Here is a 20,535-nt window from a genome sequence, read left to right on the forward strand (position 1 = left end):
ACCGCTAACGGTGGCTTTGGAGAACGCTTCAGTACACATCCCTTCGGTAGCGGCCCTCGGCCGCCAGCGCATCGAGCGCGTCCACCCCGAGCGCAGCGCCGAGCGTCTCATGCACGCCACTGGCCATTCCCTGCAAACTGCCGCAGACATACACCGCCGCTCCGCGCGCGATCCAGTCGCGTAGCGCCTCACCCCGCTCGGCCAGCACATGCTGCACATAGCGCGGCGCGCTGCCGTCGCGCGAGAACGCGAGGTCCAGGCGCGCCAGGGCGCCGCGGTCGACCCAGCCTTCCAGCTCCTCGCGCAGCAGGAAATCGTGGCGCACGTTGCGTTCGCCGAAGACCAGCCAATTTTCCATCTCCCCAGCATCGATGCGTGCCTTCAACAGCGCGCGCAGGCCGGCCAGACCGGTACCGTTACCGATCAGGATCAGCGGGCGCGCCGCGTTTTCACCGAGGCGGAACCTGGCATGGGCGCGCACGCGCAGGTTGACCGTGGCGTCCACGCCAGCGTCGAGACAGAGCCAGCCCGAGGCGGCGCCGGCGCTGCCGTCGGCATGCTGCTGCAGGCGCACCAGCAACACGATGCGGCCTTCGCCCGGCACGGAAGCGATCGAGTATTCGCGCGGCTGCGCCGGGTCGCCCGGCGCGCGGACCTGCACCAGGTCGCCCGCTTCCCAGTCGGGTAGAGCGCCATCGCGCGGCTGCAGGGCGATGCGATACAGTGGCGCGCCGGCGCTGCCCGGATTGAGCCGGGTGCGTTCGACGATGCGCCACTCGCCATAGCTTGGCGCTTCCCAGTCGGGCGCGTCGCTGGTGCCGGCCAGGCGGCTCAGCTGGTGCTGCCAACCTGCGATCGCCTCCGGATCGCCGCGGTCGACGTCGATGCGCTTGAACAGGGCAGTGGCGCCGCGCGAGGCCAGCCAGCCGTCGAGGGCGCGCCCGAAGCCGCAGTAATTGGTATAGCTGCTGTCGCCCAGCGCCAGCACGGCGTAGTGCAGTTGCGAGAGGTCGGGCGCGCCCGCCATCGTCAGGCCGGCAAAGCGCGCGGCGCTGTCGGGGGAGTCGCCTTCGCCATAGGTGCTGGCGATGAAGAGGACGCGCGAGGCGCCGGCCAGCGTGTCGGCATCGAGGGCCGACATGCACATGGCACGCGCCGACAGCCCGCCGGTCGAGAGCGTGCTTGCGGTCTGCTGCGCCAGGTAGTCGGCGTTGCCGGTCTGGCTGGCGTGGACCACGAGCCAGTCGGCCTCGCCAGCCGCCGCGGCGGGTCTAGTATTGCGCAGCATGGCCGCGCACAGGCCGCCCCAGGCGAAGATCAATGCGATGGCGCTTCCCCAGCGCGCGGGATCGATCGTGAACATCATTGCAGCATGGCCTGCCAGGCGGTGGTAGTGCGTTCTTCGAGGCCGCCGGCGCGCCGCAACAGCAGGCGCGCGGCCAGCTGGCGCTCTTCGGCAAACGCCAGGCCGGCATCGGGGCCGAGCACCGTGATCGTGGTCGACAAGGCATCGGCCGCCATGCAGCTCGGGTGCAGGACGGTCACCGAGGCAAGGTCGTTCGCGATCGGATAACCGCTGCGTGGGTCGAGCGTGTGCGAAGCGCGTAGCGAACCGTGTTCGAAATAACGCCGGTAGTCGCCCGAGGTCGCGACCGCCAGGCCGTGCAGGGCGGCGACCGCCGGCGTGCTGTCCAGGCCGGGCACGCCCTCGAGCGTCACCCACCACGGCTGGCCATCGGGCTTCATGCCGGCCCCGCGCAATTCTCCGCCGATCTCGACCAAGTAATGCCGCACGCCGTGCCGTTCCAGGCACCAGCCCAGCCGGTCGACGGCATAACCCTTGGCGATCGAAGAGAAGTCGAGCAGAGCGCCGCCCGGTTGCAGCAGGCGCGCACCCGCGCGGTCAAACTCAGGCGACAGCGAGGCGCGCTGCGCCAGCCCGGACTGCACCGCGCCAGGTGCCGGCGCATAAAAGCCCGGCTGGTCATAGCGCCGCTCGGGACCGAAGCCCCACAGGTTCACCAGCGCGCCGGCGAACGGATCGTAGGCGCCGCCGCTCGCCTCGAAGACGCCAAGCGCATACTCGAGCACGTCGACGAAGCGCGGCGGCAGCGCATGCCAGCTGCCGCCTGCTGCCCGGTTGTAGCGCCCGAGCGTCGAGTCGGGATCCCAGTGGCTCATCTCGGCCACGATGCCATCGAGCTCAGCCTGCATCTGCTGGCCAAGATGGCTGCGCACGCCTGGCGGCTGCAGCAAGCGTGCCGACCAGCTTGTGCCCATCGTCGATCCGGACGCGTCATGCAGCACGCTGCCCTCGGGAACAAGGGCAGGATCGATAGCGAGGGGAACGAGGACCTGGCGCAACGGACTGCTTACTCGGGCAAGGCTTCGAGCGTGGCCGTGTAGGCGTAGCGGCGGGTCTCCGCCGGGCCATCCTCCGGTGCCGGGCCCTTGCCCGGGTTCGGCGGGTAAGCCGCGTTCATCCAGTACATGTTCGCGGACGGCAGCTTGAAGCTGGCCTCGCCCTTGGCATCGGTGGTCAGACGGATCTCGCCGGCCACGCCGCGGTAGCGCACGCCGCCCGGCACCAGGCTGAACGGTAAATTAGGCAGCGGTTTGCCATCCAACAGGAAGCGTACGCGCACGGTTTCGTTGGCGCGCAGGTCGTTCGGGTGGGTCAGCGGCACCATCTCCAGACCGGTGTTCGTCGGCTTCAAGGCGCCGTCGCTGGTCTTGTGGGCGGTGACGAAGGTTTCGATGCGCTGGTGGGTGAGCGTTTTGCGCACGTCAAGCGCGCCGGCCGGCACCTGCTTCGCAAAATCGGCCTCGCTGCCGCGGAAGCGCTTCACCTCATTGCCGACCTTGTAGCTGCCCATCGCATTGTTGCTCACCAGCGCGATGCGGTAAGTGCCTTCTTTCGGTAGTGGAATGTCGACCGAGGAGCGCATCTTGCCGGTCACGGCTTCCGGGGCCGGGGCGGTCGTGCCGTCCGGCGCTGTGACGGTCACCCCGTTCATGCGCAAGGGCATGTGGTCGAAATCGAACAGGCCTTCGGAGACGGCGCCGTCGATCATGACCCAGGCGTCCTTGTTCTCGACAATTGTCGCGCTCGGGAGCATCCACGGACGGTGGGCGCTGGCCGCGCCCGCAGTGGCAGCCAGGATCAGGGCCAGTACGCCATGCTTGATGAAGGAGTTATGCATGTTGGGTCTCTTTATTGGATGTTGATGGAAACGGCGCCGAGCTCTTCCTTGCCGTTGGCGCTGGCTGCGACCTTGCCCTTGGCCGGCAGCGTGAACGGCACGCGCACCAGTTCGCGCCCGCCCGCTTCGCGCGCCGCTTCCACGACCAGCTTGTAGTCGCCGGCCGGCAGCTTGTCGATGCCGGTGCGCGCCGGGCCGAAGCTGATCGTGTGGGTGCCGGCGGCACGGGTTGCGCCCGATACGCCGTCGATCGGCAATTGGGCTTCGCGTCCGGCCTTGCGCCACCAGGTGCGCATGTCCTTCACCCACTTTTCGCCGGCCTTGTCCTTCTTCTTGACGTCGTACAGCACGGCCAGGGTCGAGGCGATGGCGCCGTCGCCCTTTTCGATCCACATTGCGACATACGGCTTGTGGTACTCGGCGACGTTCAGCTGCGGCAATTCGAACTTCACCGACAGGTCGGCGGCCACGGCGCCGCCGGAGAGCAGGGTCAGCGGCAGGCTCAGTGCCAGCGAGGGAGACAGTTTCATGCAATGCCTTCTAGATAGAGGTAGACGAATTAGTGAACGAACAAGAGCGCGAGCACGGCCGGCAGCACAATGCCGAAGCCAATCACGGGCCAGGTCGACGGCCGGTTGGCCGCATGGATCTTCATGATCAGGAAACCGGTGATGCAAAAGACGAGGCAGGCAATGGCGAAGATATCGATGAACCAGCTCCACACCGGCCCGGTATTGCGGCCTTTATGCAAATCGTTGAGCCAGGAAATCGCGCCGCGCGAGGTGACTTCGTATTCGGCATTCCCGTCGAGGCTGACGCGCAGCCAGGCGTCGCCGCCAGGACGGGGCAAGGCCACATACGCGTCTTCCTCGCTCCATTCGGCGGTACGCCCGCGCAGGTCGACCGGAAACGCCTCGTTCGCCCACTGCGCCAGCTGCGTCGGCACCAGGGCCTCGCCATCGGCGTGTTTCTCGGCATGGCTGCGCAGCACCGGCAGCAAGGAGGGAGGCACGGCGGCCTTAATCCGCGTGACCTGCGGCTTCGATTCGATCTGCGCCGCATGATTGAGCGTGAACCCGGTGATGCTAAACAGCAACATCGCCATCAGACAGATGGCCGAACTGATCCAGTGCCACTGGTGCAGCGTCCTCAGCCAGAGCGAACGCCGCACGCCGGGCAGGGCGGCAGGCGCCACTTGAGGAGGCGGGACGGCTGGACCCGGCGGGTTCTGGACAGACATGCAAGCTTCCTGTTGAGTACATAACGCAAATGATAACCATTATCATTTAGGCGGTCAACAAAATTCAGCCCATCCCTTATGCGTCCGGTATGTTGCGTTACAATACCTCCCGCTATTGTGGAGAATCAGAGAGGTTCTCCGGAGTAACATGGGGTGGCAAGAAACCGTCGCCACCCCATCTGTCCTTCCCCACAACTTGATGTGCGATCCGCTAACCGGTCAGGCCGTGTCGCGGAAGGTTAGATTAACCCGCCATACTCGCGAAGCGCGAAGAAAAGGTGAGCAAGAATGAAGCAACAACAATCTGCGAACTCGTACCTGTTCGGCGGTAATGCGCCCTATGTGGAAGAGTTATACGAAGCCTACCTGAACAATCCAGGTTCGGTGCCCGACAACTGGCGCGCATACTTCGACAGCATGCAGAACGTGCCTGCGGTCGACGGCAGTGCCAGGCCCGACGTGATCCATTCGTCGGTCATCGCCTCATTCGCCGAACGCGCCAAGCAAGGCCCGATCCGCACCGTCAGCGCGTCCGCCGAAGCCGACCCGGAAATGGCCCGCAAGCGCGTCGCCGTGACCCAGCTGGTCGCCGCCTACCGCTACCTCGGTTCGCGCTGGGCCAACCTGGACCCGCTGCAGCGCCAGGAACGTCCGCCGATCCCGGAGCTCGATCCGTCGTTCTACGGCTTCACCGACGCCGACCTCGACACCAAGTTCAATATCTCGAATACCTATTTCGGCGGCGAGAGCGCCTCCCTGCGCGACCTGCTGCAAATGCTGCGCGACACCTACTGCCGCTCCATCGGTGCGGAGTTCATGTACGTCAGCGATCCGACCGAAAAGCGCTGGATCCAGGAGCGCCTCGAGTCGATCCGTTCGACCCCGACCTTCTCGGCCGACAAGAAGCGCCACATCCTCGAGCGCCTGACGGCTGCCGAAGGCCTGGAGCGTTACCTCCACACCAAGTACGTCGGCGCCAAGCGCTTCTCGCTCGAAGGCGGCGAGTCGTTCATCGCCGCGATGGACGAGACCATCCAGCGCGCAGGTGAGCAGGGCGTCCAGGAAATCGTCATCGGCATGGCCCACCGCGGCCGCCTGAACGTGCTGGTCAACACCCTGGGCAAGGCACCGGCGGAACTGTTCGAGGAATTCGAAGGCAAGCACGCCGACGACCTGCCGTCGGGCGACGTCAAATACCACCAGGGCTTCTCGAGCGACATCTCGACCCCGGGCGGCCCGGTCCACCTGTCCCTCGCCTTCAACCCGTCGCACCTTGAAATCGTCAATCCGGTCGTCGAGGGTTCGGTCAAGGCGCGCATGGAACGCCGTGGCGACCGCAAGGGCCGCGAAGTGCTGCCGATCCTGGTACACGGCGACGCCGCATTCGCCGGCCAGGGCGTGGTCATGGAAACCCTGAACCTGGCGCAGACCCGCGGCTACGGTACGGGCGGCACGATGCACATCGTGATCAACAACCAGATCGGTTTCACCACCTCCGACCCGCGCGACGCCCGTTCGACGCTGTACTGCTCGGACGTGGTCAAGATGATCGAGGCGCCGGTCTTCCACGTGAACGCCGACGATCCTGAAGCGGTCGTGCTGGCCACGCAAATGGCGATGGACTACCGCACCGAGTTCCACAAGGACGTCGTCGTCGACATCATCTGCTACCGCAAACTGGGCCACAACGAGCAGGACACGCCTGCGCTGACCCAGCCGCTGATGTACAAGAAGATCGCCAAGCACCCGGGCACCCGCAAGCTGTACGCGGAAAAGCTGTCCACGCAGGGCACCATTCCAGCGGACGAAGGCGACAAGCTGGTCGCCGCCTTCCGCGACGCCATGGATGCCGGCAAGCACACGGTCGATCCGGTCCTGACCGACTTCAAGAACAAGTACGCCGTCGACTGGGCGCCGTTCCTGAACAAGAAGTGGACCGACGCCTGCGATACCGCCGTGCCGCTGACCGAACTGAAGCGCCTGGCGGAACGCATCACCGTCGTGCCGGAAAACTTCAAGCCGCACTCGCTGGTCGACAAGGTGCTGAACGACCGCGCCACCATGGGCCGCGGCGAGATGAACCTCGACTGGGGCATGGGCGAACACCTGGCTTACGCCTCGCTGCTGTCGTCGGGCTATGCGATCCGCCTGTCGGGCCAGGACGCCGGCCGCGGTACGTTTGTCCACCGCCACGCCGTGCTGCACGACCAGAACCGCGAGCGCTGGGACCAAGGCATCTACCTGCCGCTGGCCAACGTGTCGGACAACCAGGCACAATTCACCGTGATCGACTCGGTGCTGTCGGAAGAGGCGGTGCTCGGTTTCGAGTACGGCTATTCGACCGCCGAACCGAACACGCTGACCATCTGGGAAGCCCAGTTCGGCGACTTCGTCAACGGCGCGCAAGTCGTGATCGACCAGTTCATCGCTTCGGGCGAAGTGAAGTGGGGCCGCGCGTCGGGCCTGGTCATGATGCTGCCGCACGGCTATGAAGGCCAGGGTCCGGAACACTCGTCAGGCCGTATCGAGCGCTTCCTGCAGCTGTGCGCGGACAACAACATGCAAGTTGTGCAGCCGACCACCGCTGCCCAGATCTTCCACCTGCTGCGCCGCCAGATGGTGCGCCAGTTCAGGAAGCCGCTGGTGATCTTCACGCCGAAGTCGCTGCTGCGCAACAAGGATGCCGGCTCCCCGCTGACCGACCTCGCCAAGGGTGCCTTCCAGACCGTCATCGGCGAGTGCGACAACAAGATCGAAGCCTCGAAAGTCAAGCGCGTGATCGTCTGCTCGGGCAAGGTGTATTTCGACCTGGTCAACGCACGCAAGGCGCGCGGCGTGAACGATGTCGCGGTCATCCGCATGGAACAGATGTACCCGTTCCCGCACAAGTCGTTTGCTGCCGAACTGAAGAAGTTCAGCAACGCGACTGAAATCGTGTGGGCACAGGACGAGCCGCAGAACCAGGGCCCGTGGTTCCAGATCCAGCACAACATCTTCGAAAACATGGACGAAGGTCAGCGCCTGGCTTACGCCGGCCGTCCGGCCTCGGCGGCTCCGGCTGTCGGCTACTCGGACAAGCACGTGGCACAGCAGAAGGAATTGCTCGATACGGCGTTCTCGAAGCTCAAGGGCTTCATCCTGACCAAATAAAAGTTCAGCGCAAACCGGTCGCCGCAAGGCGCCCGGTTTTTTTAAGCGTGTTTCTTAGATAGTTAATAAAGAATAATCAAACGGAGTTTTACATGGCACAAATCGAAGTCAAGGTCCCGCAACTGTCGGAATCGGTCGCTGAAGCAACCCTGCTGTCCTGGCACAAGAAGGTCGGCGAGTCGGTCGATCGCGACGAGAACATGATCGACATCGAAACCGACAAGGTGGTCCTTGAACTCCCGGCGCCAGGCGCTGGTGTGATCGTGCAACTGCTGAAAGCCGACGGCGCAACCGTCCTGGCCGGCGAAATCATCGCCATCATCGATACCGAAGCCTCGGCGCAAACCAGCCCGCTGCCGGTGAAAGCGATCCCGTCGGCTGCGCCGAACGCGCCGATCGATCAGCCAACCGCCGCTCCTGCCGCCGCAACGGGCGGCTCGATGTCCGGCGTGGCGATGCCAGCTGCTGCCAAGATCCTGGCTGACAACAACATGAGTGCCGCCGGCATGGACGGCTCGGGCCGCGACGGCCGCGTCACCAAGGGCGACGCCCTGAACGCGGTTGCCAACAAGCCAGCCCCTGCTCCTGCTCCAGCCGCCAAACCGGCACTGCAGCAAGTCGCCGCGCCGGTCGCCAACCTGGGCGACCGCCCGGAAGAGCGCGTGCCGATGAGCCGCCTGCGCGCCCGTATCGCCGAGCGCCTGCTGCAATCGCAGTCGACCAACGCCATCCTGACCACGTTCAACGAAGTGAACATGGCGCCGGTCATGGAGCTGCGCAACAAGTACAAGGACAAGTTCGAGAAAGAGCATGGCGTCAAGCTGGGCTTCATGTCCTTCTTCGTCAAGGCCGCCGTTGCCGCGCTGAAGAAGTACCCGATCATCAACGCGTCGGTCGACGGTAACGACATCGTCTACCACGGCTACTTCGACATCGGTATCGCCGTCGGTTCGCCGCGCGGCCTGGTGGTGCCGATCCTGCGCAACGCCGACCAGATGTCGATCGCCGAGATCGAAAAGAAGATCGGTGAATTCGGCGCCAAGGCCAAGGAAGGCAAGCTGACCCTGGAAGACCTGTCGGGCGGTACCTTCTCGATCTCGAACGGCGGCACCTTCGGTTCGATGCTGTCGACCCCGATCATCAACCCGCCACAGTCGGCGATCCTGGGCGTGCACGCGACCAAAGACCGCGCTGTCGTCGAAAACGGCCAGATCGTCATCCGTCCTATGAACTACCTGGCGATGTCCTACGATCACCGCATCATCGACGGCCGCGAAGCCGTGCTGGGCCTGGTCGCGATGAAGGATGCGCTGGAAGATCCGGCACGCCTGCTGCTGGACTTGTAATTTCGGCCGTAGAAGTCATCTCAGGAAGTGGACGCGCCCAATTGGCGGCGCTTCCACTCACACATTGGGAGTACTACCATGATTTCCGATGAAATCCGGCGCCTGCACGAACTGCACCAGGCCGGCGCGCTCACTACCGACGAATTCGAACGGGCCAAAGCGAAGGTCCTGGCCGGCGCCAGCCATGATGAGCGCGTCAGCCTGAACAAGGATGATGGCAGCACGGGCTACGGCTTCAATACACGGGGCGGTGCGGGCGACTTCAAGTCGCTGCGCCGCTCGCGTGCCGACCGCTGGCTGGGCGGCGTGTGTGGCGGGCTCGCCGGCACCCTCGGGCTTGACGCCTGGATCTGGCGCCTGCTATTTGCCGTGTTCACCATCCTCACCTCCGGGTTCGGAGCGCTGGTGTATCTCCTGATGTGGATTTTTGTCCCAGAAGAATAAATAAGGAATCATTCATGAGTAACGAGAAACAATTCGACGTCGTCGTGATCGGCGGCGGACCTGGCGGCTACATCGCGGCGATCCGCGCAGCCCAGCTGGGCTTCAAGGTTGCCTGTATCGACGAGTGGAGCAACGCTGCAGGCAAGCCTGCACCAGGCGGCACCTGCACCAACGTCGGCTGCATCCCGTCGAAAGCACTGCTGCAGTCGTCGGAACACTTCGAGCACGCCGGTCACGCGTTCGCCGAGCACGGCATCAATGTGTCGGGCCTGGAACTGAACCTGCCGCAAATGCTCAAGCGCAAGGACACCATCGTCAAGCAGAACAACGACGGCATCCTGTTCCTGTTCAAGAAGAACAAGGTTTCCTTCTTCCACGGCCGCGGTTCGTTCGCGGGCGCCGCTGAAGGTGGCTACACGATCAACGTGACCGGTCCGACGACCGACACGCTGACGGCTAAAAACGTCGTCGTTGCCACCGGCTCGAACGCACGCCAGCTGCCGGGCGCGGAATTCGACGAGCGCCTGATCCTGTCGAACACCGGCGCGCTGGCCATCGACGCCGTGCCAGGCAAACTCGGCGTGATCGGCGCCGGCGTTATCGGCCTGGAAATGGGTTCCGTGTGGCGCCGTGTCGGCGCCGACGTCACGGTGCTGGAAGGCCTGCCGACCTTCCTCGGCGCGGTCGACGAGCAGATCGCCAAGGAAGCCCATAAACTGTTCACCAAGCAGGGCCTGAAAATCAACCTGGGCTGCAAGATCGGCGCGATCACCAAGGGCGAGAACGATGTCACCGTGGCGTATGCCGATTCGACCGGCGCCGAGCAGGTGGCCACGTTTGACCGCCTGATCATCTCGATCGGCCGCGTGCCGAACACGACCGGCCTGGGTGGCGAATCGGTCGGCCTGCAGTTAGATGAGCGTGGCTTTGTGCTTGTCGACGACGAATGCCGCACCAGCCTGCCGGGCGTGTGGGCAGTCGGCGACGTCGTGCGCGGCCCGATGCTGGCGCACAAGGCCGAGGAAGAGGGCGTTGCGGTCGCCGAGCGTATCGCCGGCCAGCATGGCCACGTCAACTTCAACACGGTTCCATGGGTGATCTACACCTCGCCGGAAATCGCGTGGGTCGGCAAGACCGAGCAGCAACTCAAAGCCGAAGGCGTCGCCTACAAAGCCGGCACCTTCCCGTTCATGGCCAACGGCCGTGCACGCGCGCTGGGCGACACCTCGGGCATGGTGAAATTCCTGGCCGATGCCACGACCGACGAAATCCTGGGCGTGCACATCATCGGCCCGGTCGCTTCGGAACTGATCTCGGAAGCCGTCGTCGCGATGGAATTCAAGGCCTCGTCGGAAGACATCGCCCGCATCTGCCACGCGCACCCGTCGCTGTCGGAAGCCATGAAGGAAGCGGCGCTGGCGGTTGACAAGCGTTCGTTGAATTTCTAAGTAAAACCTGGGCGTACCTATCGCGGTACGTCTTTGTAGGGTGGGCACTTGCGCCCTCGCGGATTGGTAGGCATGCCGACCACCGCGTGGGCACAAGTGCCCTTTAAACATGTCATTGAGGCCATTGGCCTCAATGACCCCTACGTTAACCCAAGCATCGTATGAACGTCCAAGAGTACTACCAGCACGCCCTCACCGAGCGCGGCTTCACTTCCGACCCCGCCCAGCAGGCCGCAGTCGACCGCCTCCAGCAGGCGTACGACGACTGGGTCCAGTACAAGGCCCAGCGGTCGTCCGTCTTCAGGCGTCTCATCAACCGTCCCGACGTGCCGCGTGGCGTCTACATGTGGGGCGGGGTGGGGCGCGGCAAGTCCTTCCTGATGGACAGCTTTTATTCGGTGGTCCCGGTGGTGCGCAAGACGCGCCTGCACTTCCACGAATTCATGCGCGCCGTGCACGGCCAACTCGACGAACTCAAAGGCGTGGCCGATCCGCTCGACGAAGTCGCGAAGCGCATCGCCAAAAAATATCGCCTGATCTGCTTCGACGAATTCCACGTCTCCGACATCGCCGACGCGATGATCCTGTACAACCTGCTGACGGCCCTGTTCAATAACGGCGTGTCGTTCGTGATGACCTCCAATTACGAGCCGTCCACGCTGTACCCGGACGGGCTGCACCGCGACCGCATGCTGCCGACGATTGCGCTCCTGAAGGACCAGCTCGATGTGCTGAACGTCGATGCCGGTAACGACTACCGCAAGCGCGCCATGGAGCAGGTGCAAGCCTATTACACGCCGCTGAACGCCGTTTCCGACCACGCCCTGCGCGAAGCCTATGCGAAAGTCGCCGACACCGCCGACGAAAGCCCGATCGTCCACATCGAGAACCGCGAGATCCGCGCGCTGCGCCATGCGGGTGGCGTGATCTGGTTCGATTTCGCGACCCTCTGCGGCGGTCCGCGTTCGCAGAACGACTACCTGGAACTGGCCACGCGCTTCCACACCGTGGTCCTGTCCGGAATTCCCGCGATGTCGGCCGGCCAGTCGTCGGAAGCGCGCCGCTTCACCTGGCTGATCGACGTGTTCTACGACCACAAGGTCAAGCTCATCATGTCGGCCGCGGTCGAGCCGGAGCAGCTCTACACGCAAGGCATGCTGGCGAACGAATTCCACCGCACCGTCTCGCGTATCATTGAAATGCAGTCGCGCGAGTACATGCTGGCCGAACGGCGCGGCGCCGCCGACGCCATCGCTTAGAAAAAGAAGGAAGAAGATGACCAGAGCACAGTCCATGTTGCGCCACGCGGGCGCGGCAATCGTCGCCAGCCTGTTGGCTGCCTGCGCCGCGAACGGCCCCGCACCCGTGAGCGCATCCTTCGTGCCGACCACCTCGGTGGCCCAGGCCGACGAGCGCCTGGCCGCCGTGGCCCTCGAACGCGCCGCGATCGAATCGCGCTATGCCGCGCGCGAGGTGGTTTGCTACGAGAAATTCTTCGTCAACAACTGTCTCGACGAAGCCAAGGAGCGCCGCCGCGTGGCGCTGACCGCCCAGCGCGCGATCGAGGTCGAAGCCGAATACTTCATCCGCAAGAACAAAGTCGAGGAGCGCGACAAGGCGATGGCCGCGGCCGAGGCGAAGTACCAGGCCGAGGAAGCGACGGCAGCGGCCCAGCCGCCCGCGCCGCCGAAGGCGATCTCGCCGGTGCCGCCACCGCGTCCGTCCTCGGTGCCCGGCCGCATCGCCAAGCGCGACGCCCGCGCTGTCCAGGAAGCCGCCCAGGAACCGGCCAATGCCGCCACCCGCGCCGAGAATGCCGCCGCCTTCGAGGCACGGCGCCTCAAATCCGAAGAGCGCCAGCGCGAAGTCGCCCAGCGCAAAGCCGAACGCGCCGCCAAGCGCGCTGCCGGCCAGGCCGAGAAAGAGAAGGAAAAGGCTGCGGCTGCTGCAGCGGCCGCGCAGAAGGCGGCTGTGCCGGCCCGCTGAGCAAGGTCCCACAAATAAGCATGCTCCCCGGCGCTTGCGCCGGGTCGCGATTAACTGCGCAGCGCTCCTCCGAATGCCCCCGCACCCTCCGGCAGCGCCTTCACCAGTTTCACGATCACCATCGAACAGTTCCCCCCTTTACCCTGGGACCGTTCCGCTGCCTTGCTGATGAGCATCTCCGACGCCTGCCTCGGCGTCGACCGCGTCAGCGCCGCCCCCAGTTCCGCATCGGTAAAGAAATGCCACAAGCCGTCCGAGCAGAGCAGGAACTGGTCGCCCGGCGCCATCCCCATCTGCCAGCCGACCGTGACGTACGGTTCCTTGCGGCTGTTGCCCAGCACGTTGAGCAGCAGTTTCGAGCGCCGGTGATTGCGCGCTGCATCGAGCGCCAGCTTGTCAAGGCCGACCAGGTGCTCGATATACGCCTCGTCGTTCGTACGCAGCACCGGTTCGCCATTCTCGAACCGGTACAGGCGCGAGTCGCCCACATGCGCCCAGACCGCCTCGCCGTGGGGGGAGAGCAGCAGGCCGACAAAGCTGGCATGCGCCTCTTCGCCGGTGGTGACGGCATTCATCTTGATGACGAGGTGGGTCTCCTGCACGATGTCGCGCAGCAATTGCGCCAGGCGCTCGGGGTTCGGCGTGTCGCCCGGTTTGAAGGCGTCGAACACCTGCTTGGCCGTATGCAGCATCTGCTCGGCGCCTGCCGGGCCGTTCAGGCCATCGGACAGCAGCGCCAGTACGTGGCCGGGTGCGCGGGCGCCCGTCAGCAGGGCGACCCGGTCGTTTTGTCGCGGACGGTTACCGATGTGTTGCGCGGTACCCGCTTCGATCTTGAAGAGATTCATAAACTTTGATGCTTTCCGTGGCTCAGGGCCGATCTTTGTTGGCGGCAACCTCATGGTAGATTAAACTATGCACCCAGAAGCCCCAGTGTTGCAAGCCGTAAGGTTCATCCCGGTACAGCGCCAGCCCGCTGTTTCGCCACCGCCCCGTCTTCGTCCTTGAAAAACTCGTTTGGAACCGCCATCATGACCGATGTCCAAGACATCCAGCGCCGCATTATTGAACTCGACGTCGAACACCGCGACCTGGACGCAGTCATTGCCATGCTGACCGCGGACGGTCACGCCGACCAGCTCCAGCTGCGCCGCCTGAAAAAGCGTAAACTGCAGCTGAAAGACCATATCACCCTGCTGAAAATGCAACTCGTGCCGGACGTGCCGGCCTGATTGCCTTCGCACTCTAGAAGCGCCCAATTTTGACCGATCACCTCCCGCTGCCCGGCGCCGCCGGCGCCGACCTGCCTGCCGCTGACCTTCCTGCCGACGGGCTGCCCCTGGCGCCTGCCGGCAAGTACGATGCCGAGCTCGACCGCCTGTTCGGCGCCGGCGGCCCGCTTGCGCCTGCCGTCGGCACCTTCAAGCCGCGCACCTCGCAGACCGAAATGGCGAAAGCCATCGCGACCGCGATCGACGGCCAGAAGGTGCTCATGGCCGAGGCCGGCACCGGTACCGGCAAGACCTTCGCCTATCTCGTCCCGGCGCTGCTCTGGGGCGGCAAGACCATCGTCTCGACCGGCACCAAGAACCTGCAGGACCAGCTGTTTTTGCGCGACATCCCGACCATCCGCAAGGCCCTGAAAGCCCCGGTGTCGGTCGCCCTGCTCAAGGGCCGCTCGAACTACGTCTGCCACTACCACCTCGAGCGCACGCTGCAGAACGGTCGTTTGACTTCACGCGACGACGTCGGCCACCTGCGCGAGATCTCGCGCTTCATCAAGATGACCAATTCCGGCGACAAGGCGGAACTGGCCAAGGTGCCGGAAACCGCCTCGGTCTGGAATCTCGTCACGTCCACGCGCGACAGCTGCATGGGCGCCGAGTGCCAGTACTACCAGGATTGCTTCGTGATGAAGGCGCGGCGCGAAGCCCAGCAGGCCGACGTGGTCGTGGTCAACCACCACCTGTTCTTTGCCGACGTGGCCTTGAAGGACACCGGCGTGGCCGAGCTGCTGCCGTCGGCCAACACCATCATCTTCGACGAGGCACACCAGCTGCCCGACACGGCGACCCTGTTCTTCGGCACGTCGGTATCGACCTCGCAGGTGCTGGAACTGTGCCGCGACGTGCTGGCCGAAGGCCTGGCCCACGCGCGCGGCCCGGACTGGGCCAAAGTCGTGACCGTCGTGGAAAAGGCCGCGCGCGACCTGCGCCTGACTTTCCCGGAAGGCGGCACGCGCATGTCGCTGCCGCAGGTGCCGCCAACGTCCGCCTTCTTCCCGGCACTGCAGACCCTGAAAGACGAGCTCGACGGCATGATCGACGTGCTCGAGGAACAGGCCCAGCGCGCCGAAACACTGGAAGCCTGCCGCGTGCGCGCGGTCGAGCTGAAGGCGGCGTATGACGCCTGGAAGCTTGACGCGAAAGGCAAGGTGGTCGAGGGCGACCAGGCCGCCGTGCTGTGGGTCGAAGCGTTCAACTCGTCGCTGCAGCTGCACAAGACCCCGCTGTCGATCGCGCCGATTTTCCAGAATCAGCGCGAAGGCGCGCCGCGCACCTGGATTTTTACGTCGGCGACGCTGGCCGTCAAAAACGACTTCAAACACTTCGCCGACCAGATGGGCCTCACCGGCGAGCCGGCGCTCACCTGGCCAAGCCCGTTCGACTATGGCGCGCAGGGCGTGTTGTATGTCCCGACCGGGATGCCGGAACCGAACTCGATGGGCTATACCGATGCCGCCGTCGACGCCGCGCTGCCGGTGATCGAAGCGTCCGGTGGACGCGCCTTCTTCCTGTGCACGACGATCCGCGCCGTGAACCGCGTCGCCGAACGACTGCGGGTCGAGTTCACCGAGCGTGGCCTGGAATTCCCCCTGTTCGTGCAGGGCGAGCGCGGGCGTACCGAACTGCTGGATTCGTTCCGGAATGCCGGCAATGCCGTGCTGGTCGGCAGCCAGAGTTTCTGGGAAGGCGTCGATGTGCGCGGCGAAGCGCTCTCGCTCGTCATCATCGACAAGCTCCCCTTCGCCCCGCCCGACGATCCCGTGCTGGCCGCGCGCATCGAAGTGATGGAAAAGCAGGGCATGAATGGTTTCATGCACCATCAACTGCCCGAAGCGATCATCACCCTGAAGCAGGGTGCGGGACGATTGATTCGCGACGTCGATGACCGCGGCGTGCTGATGATTTGCGATCCGCGGCTGATCAGCAAGCCGTATGGGCGCAGGATCTGGCAGAGTTTGCCGCCGTTCAAACGGACGCGGGTGCAGGAAGAGGTGCTGGCTTTCTTCAAGCCTGCGGACGAATAGAAACAAGGATGGACGGCAAAGCCGTCCATCCTTGTTTCTATTGCGCTAACTCGTTCGGTTACGGCACGATCACGACCTTGCCCGTCACCTTGCGCTCGGCCATGTCATTCAAGGCCTGCGCCGTCTCCGCCAGCGCATAGCGCTTCGACACCAGCGGCTTTAATTTACCCTCAGCCATCCAGCCCAGCATCTCGCGCATCGCCGCCAGGTTTGCCTGCGGCTCGCGACGCGCGAAATCGCCCCAGAATACCCCAACCACCGACGCGCTTTTCAACAGCATCAGGTTCCACGGCAGCTTCGGGATATCACCCGCCGCAAAGCCGATGACCAGGTGACGTCCGCGATACGCGATCGAGCGCAGCGCCGGTTCGCTGTAGGCGCCGCCGACCGGATCGTAGATCACATCCGGACCCTTGCCGCCGGTCGCCGCTTTCAGCGCCTCGCGCAAGTCTTCCGTCGTGTAGTTGATCAGCACGTCCGCGCCATGCTCGCGGCACACCTCCAGCTTTTCCGCACTGGAAGCGGCCGCGATCACGCGCGCACCGAGCGCCTTGCCGATCTCGATCGCAGCCAGGCCGACGCCGCCGGCCGCGCCCAGCACCAGCATCGTCTCGCCCGCCTTCAACTGGCCGCGGTCGACCACCGCGTGGTGCGAGGTACCGTAGGTCAGGGTGATCGCCGCGGCGGTGTCGAAATCCATGCCAGGGGGCATCGGCATCAGCGCGGCGGCCGGTGCGATCGCCTGCTCGGCGAAGGCGCCGGTCTGGGTGAAGCCGATCACGCTGTCGCCGACTTTGACGTTGCGCACGCCTTCGCCGAGCGCGCGCACCACGCCGGCGAACTCGTTGCCGGGGGTGAAGGGCAGAGGCGGCTTCACCTGGTACTTGCCCTGGACTGTGAGCACATCGGGGAAATTCACCCCGGCCGCGCGTACGTCGATGGCGACTTCGCCCGGACCCGGCACCAGGTCGGGCAGGTCCTGCAGTTCGAGACTATCCGGTGGGCCCCATGCCTTGCATACGATCGCTTTCATCTCATCTCCTCCTGTTGGTTTTGTTCAATTATGCCTCACGGAATGCGAATGCTGGCAATGCGCCTGCGCGGCTGAACCGTTTGTGCGCCCGCAAAATGATGAGGGGGCAGGGCGCTAGAGTGATGGGTGCACAGGCGGGCCTGCGGCGTATTGACGAGGGGAATGGCAATGGCGATTCGGTACGGCTGTTTCTTCAGCTACGCCCACGGAAAACATGCGCTGATGCAGCGCTTCAAGACCGCGCTGGCGGAGGCGCTGCATTGCTATCTCGAGCCCTATTTCGACAATGAGGACGAACTTTTCGTCGACACCGAGCAGCTCGGCGGCGGAGATGACCTCGACCGGAAAATCGCGCGCGCGATGTGCGAGAGCGTGTGCATGGTCCTCATCTATACGCCCAAATACGAAGCGCATGCCTACACGCGGCGCGAATACGAAGCCATGCGCCTGATCGAGGCCGAACGCAGCCAGTGGTACACGCTGCCCAGCCACCTGATCATCCCGGTCATCATGACCCAGCATCCCGACCGGCTGCCGCCGCAGATCGCGTCCTCGACTTTTTATGTGGATTTCTCGCATTTCACGATGGCCACGGCCGACCTGAAATCGAACCCGGATTTTTTACCGGATATCGGCAAGATGGTGAAACGGATCGCCACCCATTACCAGTACCAGAAAATGTACATGCCGCCCGGGCATGACTGCAACCAATTCGTGCTCCCCGATGTCCCACCGGAGTGGCGTACCGTCCCGGATCTCACTTTCCCGAAAAAATGAGGAGCTCATGGAAATCAACCGTTTGACGCTGCCGCCCATCGGCGGCCCCGGCGAAGTCACCACCTTTTATTCGTTCGAAAGCGGCGCCGCGCGCAGCATTGCACTGGCCGACAGTGCCGTGTTGCTGGCGGGGCGCCAGAATGCAACCACGCCGGTGCTGATGATCGATTGGGATACCGAGGCGCCCGGCCTGCACCATCTGTTCCCGACGCGCGACGGGCGCTACGAGAATGCGCGTCCGGAGGCCGCGCGTCCGGGCCTGCTCGAATACTTCGAGGCCTGCCGCGAGCAGCTCAAGGCGCTCGGGCGCACCGGCGGCGACGAGCACGAGGAGCGCGCCCGGCTCGTGCTCGAGGCGATCGACTGGGAAGCCTATGTCGAACGGGTCGACCAGAGTCGCACGCTGTACCTGATGCGCGCCGGCTGCTTCGACGACAGTTTCGGCGAGCGCGCCGACCGCATGGACTGGGACGGCCTGTTCGCGGCCTGCCCGGCGCTGTACCGCGCATTCGCGGCCCACCTCACGCGCCACTTCCGCCACGTCCTCATCGACTGCCGGGGCGGGCGCTCGGCGGCGGTGAGCGTCTGCACGACACTGCTGCCCGACCGCGTGATCGGCCTGTTCACGCCGAACACCCGCAGCCTCGAAGGGCTGGCCGGCGTCGTCACGCGCGCCATCGAGTACCGCTGCAGCCACGAGGAAGCCCAGCGTCCGCTGCTGGTGTATCCGGTGCCCTGCGGCGTCGATGGTGTCGATACCGAGCGCCGCCTGCTGTGGCGCCGCGGCGACCCGCACAAGGGTGTGGCCGGCTACCAGCCGCGGCTCGAGCAACTGCTGCGCGACTGCTACGGCATGGCGCAGCTGTCGCTCGACAGCTATCTCGACGAAGTCCAGCTGCACGGTGCGCTGGCGGCCGGCGCCGCGCAGCATCTCGGCACGCTGCCGGAACGCGACGGCGACCGCCTGTCCCATACACGGGCCATCGAGGCGCTGCTCGGCTGGGCGGCGGCGGGTCGCTTCCCGTGGCAGTCGCGGTTTGAAATCGACCTGTTCGACGCGGTCGAGGCGGCGCGCGCGCGTCTGGCGCTGGGAGAACGGCACGGCGGCGCGCCATCTACTTTCGACCCGAACGCGGTGCTGCTGGCGCGCGAGCTGCTGCGCCTGGGCGAGTTGTACCTTCTCGGTGGACGCTCGCCGGGCGCTTGCGACTGCTTCGCCGAAAGCACCACGCTGCGCCAGCGCCTGCTGGGCGACGACCATCCGGACACCCGCGCCAGCCGCGCGGCGCTGGCAGGGCTCCTGCGCGACAGCGGACAGCTTCGTGAAGCACGCCAGCAGTACGAAGCGCTGCTCGAGGCTTGCCTGTGCGCGGCCGGGGCGGACCATCCGGAAACGCTCGCCGCGCGCTCGGGCCTGGCAGCCACGCTGGCGCGGCAAGACGAGTTCAGCGCCGCGCTCGGCCTGCACGACGCCGTTCTCGATGCCTGCGAGCGCCTCTACGGGCCGAACCACATCGCGACACTCGATGCGGTGGCCGGCCAGGCCCGTACCCTCGCGCTGCAGGGCGAGTATTCGCGTGCGCGCATGCTCTACGAGCGCGTGCTGGAGGGGCGCCAGCGCGTGCTCGGCACCGAACACGAAGACACGTTGCGCTGTACCCAGCAGCTGGCCACGCTGCTGCGCGACATGGGCGACCTTGGCAATGCGCGCAAATTGCAGGAAAGCGTGGTGCGGGTGCGTGACCGCCAGGCCGGGATGGATGCGGCGCTGACCTTGCAGGCGCGCGAGGCGCTGGCCGAGATCTTCGCCGCCCAGGGCGACCTGGGTGCGGTGCGCGACATGCAGCAGTCGCTCGCCCTGGCGCGCGAGCGGCGCCTCGGCTCCGAGCATCCCGACACCCTCGGGGTGCTGCTGCGTCTGGCCTCGACGCTGAGCCAGCAGGGCGAACTGGAAGAGGCGCGCCGCCTGCAGCAGCATGTGGTCAGCCTGCACGAGCGCTTGCGTGGCATGGACGACCATGAAACGCTGCGCAGCAAGCAGATGCTGGCCCAGACCCTGTCGAGTCAGGGCAACAGCGCCGCCGCCCGCCGTCTCGAGCAAAGCGTCGAGGAGGGCGGCAACCGCATGATGCAGTTGCGCGCAATGTCGGCCGGACCCTACGATGCGTTGGGCGAGGCTTCGCCAAACGGCATGCCGGCCCCGGTCCTGCCCGGCGCCATGGGCGCAGGCGCGGGCCGGCCGGCGGGTACGCGCGCCGGGTCCGGCCAGGCCGCGCCCCACGAGCCGCTCGAGCTCAAGCTCGGGCAATTGCACAAGGCGGTCGAAGGGGGCCGGACACGGGAGGCGCGCCAGCTGGCCGACAGCCTGCGCGAAATCATCCTGCGCCCGACGGTCGCCCAGCCGCTGCGCCGGCGCGGGGTGGCGCTGATCAAGCAGGTCTACCAGGACGACGGCGACAAGGATGCGCTGCTGGCCTTTGCCGAGGACGAAGTCGCATCGCTCGAAGGTGCGCTGATCGAGGCCGTCGGCGCACGTCCGTTGGCCCTGCGCTGATCTGCTTGCACGCCTGACAAGGAGGACGTGGCGTCGTGTCACAG

Annotated in this window: 17 protein-coding genes; 10 read left to right on the plus strand and 7 right to left on the minus strand. The window is 65.3% G+C overall.

Features of this window, described 5'->3' with window-relative positions:
- Positions 1–28: 28 nt before the first annotated feature.
- Genes ACHAC9_RS05910 through ACHAC9_RS05930 form a run of 5 tightly spaced genes read right to left on the minus strand, consistent with a single transcriptional unit; the run spans position 29 to position 4,443 of the window.
- Positions 29–1,366 (minus strand): sulfite reductase subunit alpha, encoded by a 1,338-nt coding sequence (locus tag ACHAC9_RS05910; protein ID WP_435758112.1) that lies wholly within the window; start codon positions 1,364–1,366, stop codon positions 29–31.
- On the minus strand, positions 1,363–2,364 hold the full coding sequence (locus tag ACHAC9_RS05915) for an FAD:protein FMN transferase (RefSeq protein WP_435758114.1): 1,002 nt from the start codon (positions 2,362–2,364) through the stop codon (positions 1,363–1,365). Before ACHAC9_RS05915 ends, ACHAC9_RS05910 begins: the two co-directional genes overlap by 4 nt.
- An 8-nt stretch (positions 2,365–2,372) precedes the next feature.
- Entirely contained in the window at positions 2,373–3,203 is an 831-nt protein-coding gene (locus ACHAC9_RS05920; RefSeq protein WP_435758116.1) for a DUF4198 domain-containing protein, read from the minus strand.
- An 11-nt stretch (positions 3,204–3,214) separates the two neighbouring features.
- A complete protein-coding gene (locus tag ACHAC9_RS05925) occupies positions 3,215–3,733 on the minus strand; it encodes a DUF2271 domain-containing protein (protein ID WP_435758118.1) in 519 nt (172 codons plus the stop codon).
- Positions 3,734–3,762: 29 nt separating this feature from the next.
- Positions 3,763–4,443 (minus strand): PepSY-associated TM helix domain-containing protein, encoded by a 681-nt coding sequence (locus tag ACHAC9_RS05930; protein ID WP_435758120.1) that lies wholly within the window; start codon positions 4,441–4,443, stop codon positions 3,763–3,765.
- 288 nt (positions 4,444–4,731) lie between these two features.
- Here ACHAC9_RS05930 and ACHAC9_RS05935 point away from each other — a divergent pair, with 288 nt between their 5' ends.
- From ACHAC9_RS05935 to ACHAC9_RS05960, 6 genes are all read left to right on the plus strand, one after another.
- Positions 4,732–7,593, plus strand: coding sequence for a 2-oxoglutarate dehydrogenase E1 component (locus tag ACHAC9_RS05935; protein WP_435758122.1), 2,862 nt, complete (start codon positions 4,732–4,734; stop codon positions 7,591–7,593).
- 92 nt (positions 7,594–7,685) lie between these two features.
- On the plus strand, positions 7,686–8,939 hold the full coding sequence (gene odhB, locus ACHAC9_RS05940; RefSeq protein WP_435758124.1) for a 2-oxoglutarate dehydrogenase complex dihydrolipoyllysine-residue succinyltransferase: 1,254 nt from the start codon (positions 7,686–7,688) through the stop codon (positions 8,937–8,939).
- Between the two features lie 78 nt (positions 8,940–9,017).
- On the plus strand, positions 9,018–9,383 hold the full coding sequence (locus ACHAC9_RS05945) for a PspC domain-containing protein (RefSeq protein WP_435758126.1): 366 nt from the start codon (positions 9,018–9,020) through the stop codon (positions 9,381–9,383).
- A 14-nt stretch (positions 9,384–9,397) separates the two neighbouring features.
- Positions 9,398–10,831, plus strand: coding sequence for a dihydrolipoyl dehydrogenase (gene lpdA / locus ACHAC9_RS05950; RefSeq protein ID WP_435758128.1), 1,434 nt, complete (start codon positions 9,398–9,400; stop codon positions 10,829–10,831).
- A 161-nt stretch (positions 10,832–10,992) separates the two neighbouring features.
- Entirely contained in the window at positions 10,993–12,090 is a 1,098-nt protein-coding gene (zapE, locus tag ACHAC9_RS05955) for a cell division protein ZapE (RefSeq protein WP_435758130.1), read from the plus strand.
- 16 nt (positions 12,091–12,106) lie between these two features.
- Positions 12,107–12,817: a hypothetical protein gene (locus ACHAC9_RS05960; RefSeq protein WP_435758132.1), complete on the plus strand. Its 711-nt coding sequence runs from the start codon at positions 12,107–12,109 to the stop codon at positions 12,815–12,817.
- Between the two features lie 50 nt (positions 12,818–12,867).
- Here ACHAC9_RS05960 and ACHAC9_RS05965 read toward each other — a convergent pair whose 3' ends face one another.
- Positions 12,868–13,665: a PP2C family protein-serine/threonine phosphatase gene (locus ACHAC9_RS05965; RefSeq protein WP_435758134.1), complete on the minus strand. Its 798-nt coding sequence runs from the start codon at positions 13,663–13,665 to the stop codon at positions 12,868–12,870.
- 183 nt (positions 13,666–13,848) lie between these two features.
- On the opposite strand from ACHAC9_RS05965, the gene ACHAC9_RS05970 reads away from it, so the two are divergent.
- Both ACHAC9_RS05970 and ACHAC9_RS05975 read left to right on the plus strand, forming a co-directional pair.
- Positions 13,849–14,049 (plus strand): YdcH family protein, encoded by a 201-nt coding sequence (locus tag ACHAC9_RS05970; RefSeq protein WP_056333185.1) that lies wholly within the window; start codon positions 13,849–13,851, stop codon positions 14,047–14,049.
- A 29-nt stretch (positions 14,050–14,078) separates the two neighbouring features.
- Positions 14,079–16,127, plus strand: coding sequence for an ATP-dependent DNA helicase (locus ACHAC9_RS05975; RefSeq protein ID WP_435758136.1), 2,049 nt, complete (start codon positions 14,079–14,081; stop codon positions 16,125–16,127).
- 58 nt (positions 16,128–16,185) lie between these two features.
- Here ACHAC9_RS05975 and ACHAC9_RS05980 read toward each other — a convergent pair whose 3' ends face one another.
- Positions 16,186–17,160 (minus strand): NADPH:quinone oxidoreductase family protein, encoded by a 975-nt coding sequence (locus tag ACHAC9_RS05980; RefSeq protein ID WP_435758138.1) that lies wholly within the window; start codon positions 17,158–17,160, stop codon positions 16,186–16,188.
- A 168-nt stretch (positions 17,161–17,328) separates the two neighbouring features.
- On the opposite strand from ACHAC9_RS05980, the gene ACHAC9_RS05985 reads away from it, so the two are divergent.
- Positions 17,329–17,937, plus strand: a complete 609-nt coding sequence (locus ACHAC9_RS05985; protein WP_435758140.1) for a toll/interleukin-1 receptor domain-containing protein — start codon at positions 17,329–17,331, stop codon at positions 17,935–17,937.
- 7 nt (positions 17,938–17,944) lie between these two features.
- Complete coding sequence (locus ACHAC9_RS05990; RefSeq protein WP_435758142.1) at positions 17,945–20,491, plus strand: tetratricopeptide repeat protein; 2,547 nt, start codon at positions 17,945–17,947, stop codon at positions 20,489–20,491.
- Positions 20,492–20,535 lie beyond the last annotated feature (44 nt).

The organism is Massilia sp. CMS3.1 (assembly GCF_051262535.1).
Lineage (GTDB): Bacteria > Pseudomonadota > Gammaproteobacteria > Burkholderiales > Burkholderiaceae_D > Telluria.

Coding starts and splice junctions, on each gene's coding strand:
- ACHAC9_RS05910 (WP_435758112.1), bottom strand. CDS start 1,366: ATGATGTTCACGATCGATCCCGCGCGCTGGGGAAGCGCCATCGCATTG.
- ACHAC9_RS05920 (WP_435758116.1), bottom strand. CDS start 3,203: ATGCATAACTCCTTCATCAAGCATGGCGTACTGGCCCTGATCCTGGCT.
- ACHAC9_RS05925 (WP_435758118.1), bottom strand. CDS start 3,733: ATGAAACTGTCTCCCTCGCTGGCACTGAGCCTGCCGCTGACCCTGCTC.
- ACHAC9_RS05930 (WP_435758120.1), bottom strand. CDS start 4,443: ATGTCTGTCCAGAACCCGCCGGGTCCAGCCGTCCCGCCTCCTCAAGTG.
- ACHAC9_RS05935 (WP_435758122.1), top strand. CDS start 4,732: ATGAAGCAACAACAATCTGCGAACTCGTACCTGTTCGGCGGTAATGCG.
- odhB (WP_435758124.1), top strand. CDS start 7,686: ATGGCACAAATCGAAGTCAAGGTCCCGCAACTGTCGGAATCGGTCGCT.
- ACHAC9_RS05945 (WP_435758126.1), top strand. CDS start 9,018: ATGATTTCCGATGAAATCCGGCGCCTGCACGAACTGCACCAGGCCGGC.
- lpdA (WP_435758128.1), top strand. CDS start 9,398: ATGAGTAACGAGAAACAATTCGACGTCGTCGTGATCGGCGGCGGACCT.
- zapE (WP_435758130.1), top strand. CDS start 10,993: ATGAACGTCCAAGAGTACTACCAGCACGCCCTCACCGAGCGCGGCTTC.
- ACHAC9_RS05960 (WP_435758132.1), top strand. CDS start 12,107: ATGACCAGAGCACAGTCCATGTTGCGCCACGCGGGCGCGGCAATCGTC.
- ACHAC9_RS05965 (WP_435758134.1), bottom strand. CDS start 13,665: ATGAATCTCTTCAAGATCGAAGCGGGTACCGCGCAACACATCGGTAAC.
- ACHAC9_RS05970 (WP_056333185.1), top strand. CDS start 13,849: ATGACCGATGTCCAAGACATCCAGCGCCGCATTATTGAACTCGACGTC.
- ACHAC9_RS05980 (WP_435758138.1), bottom strand. CDS start 17,160: ATGAAAGCGATCGTATGCAAGGCATGGGGCCCACCGGATAGTCTCGAA.
- ACHAC9_RS05985 (WP_435758140.1), top strand. CDS start 17,329: ATGGCGATTCGGTACGGCTGTTTCTTCAGCTACGCCCACGGAAAACAT.
- ACHAC9_RS05990 (WP_435758142.1), top strand. CDS start 17,945: ATGGAAATCAACCGTTTGACGCTGCCGCCCATCGGCGGCCCCGGCGAA.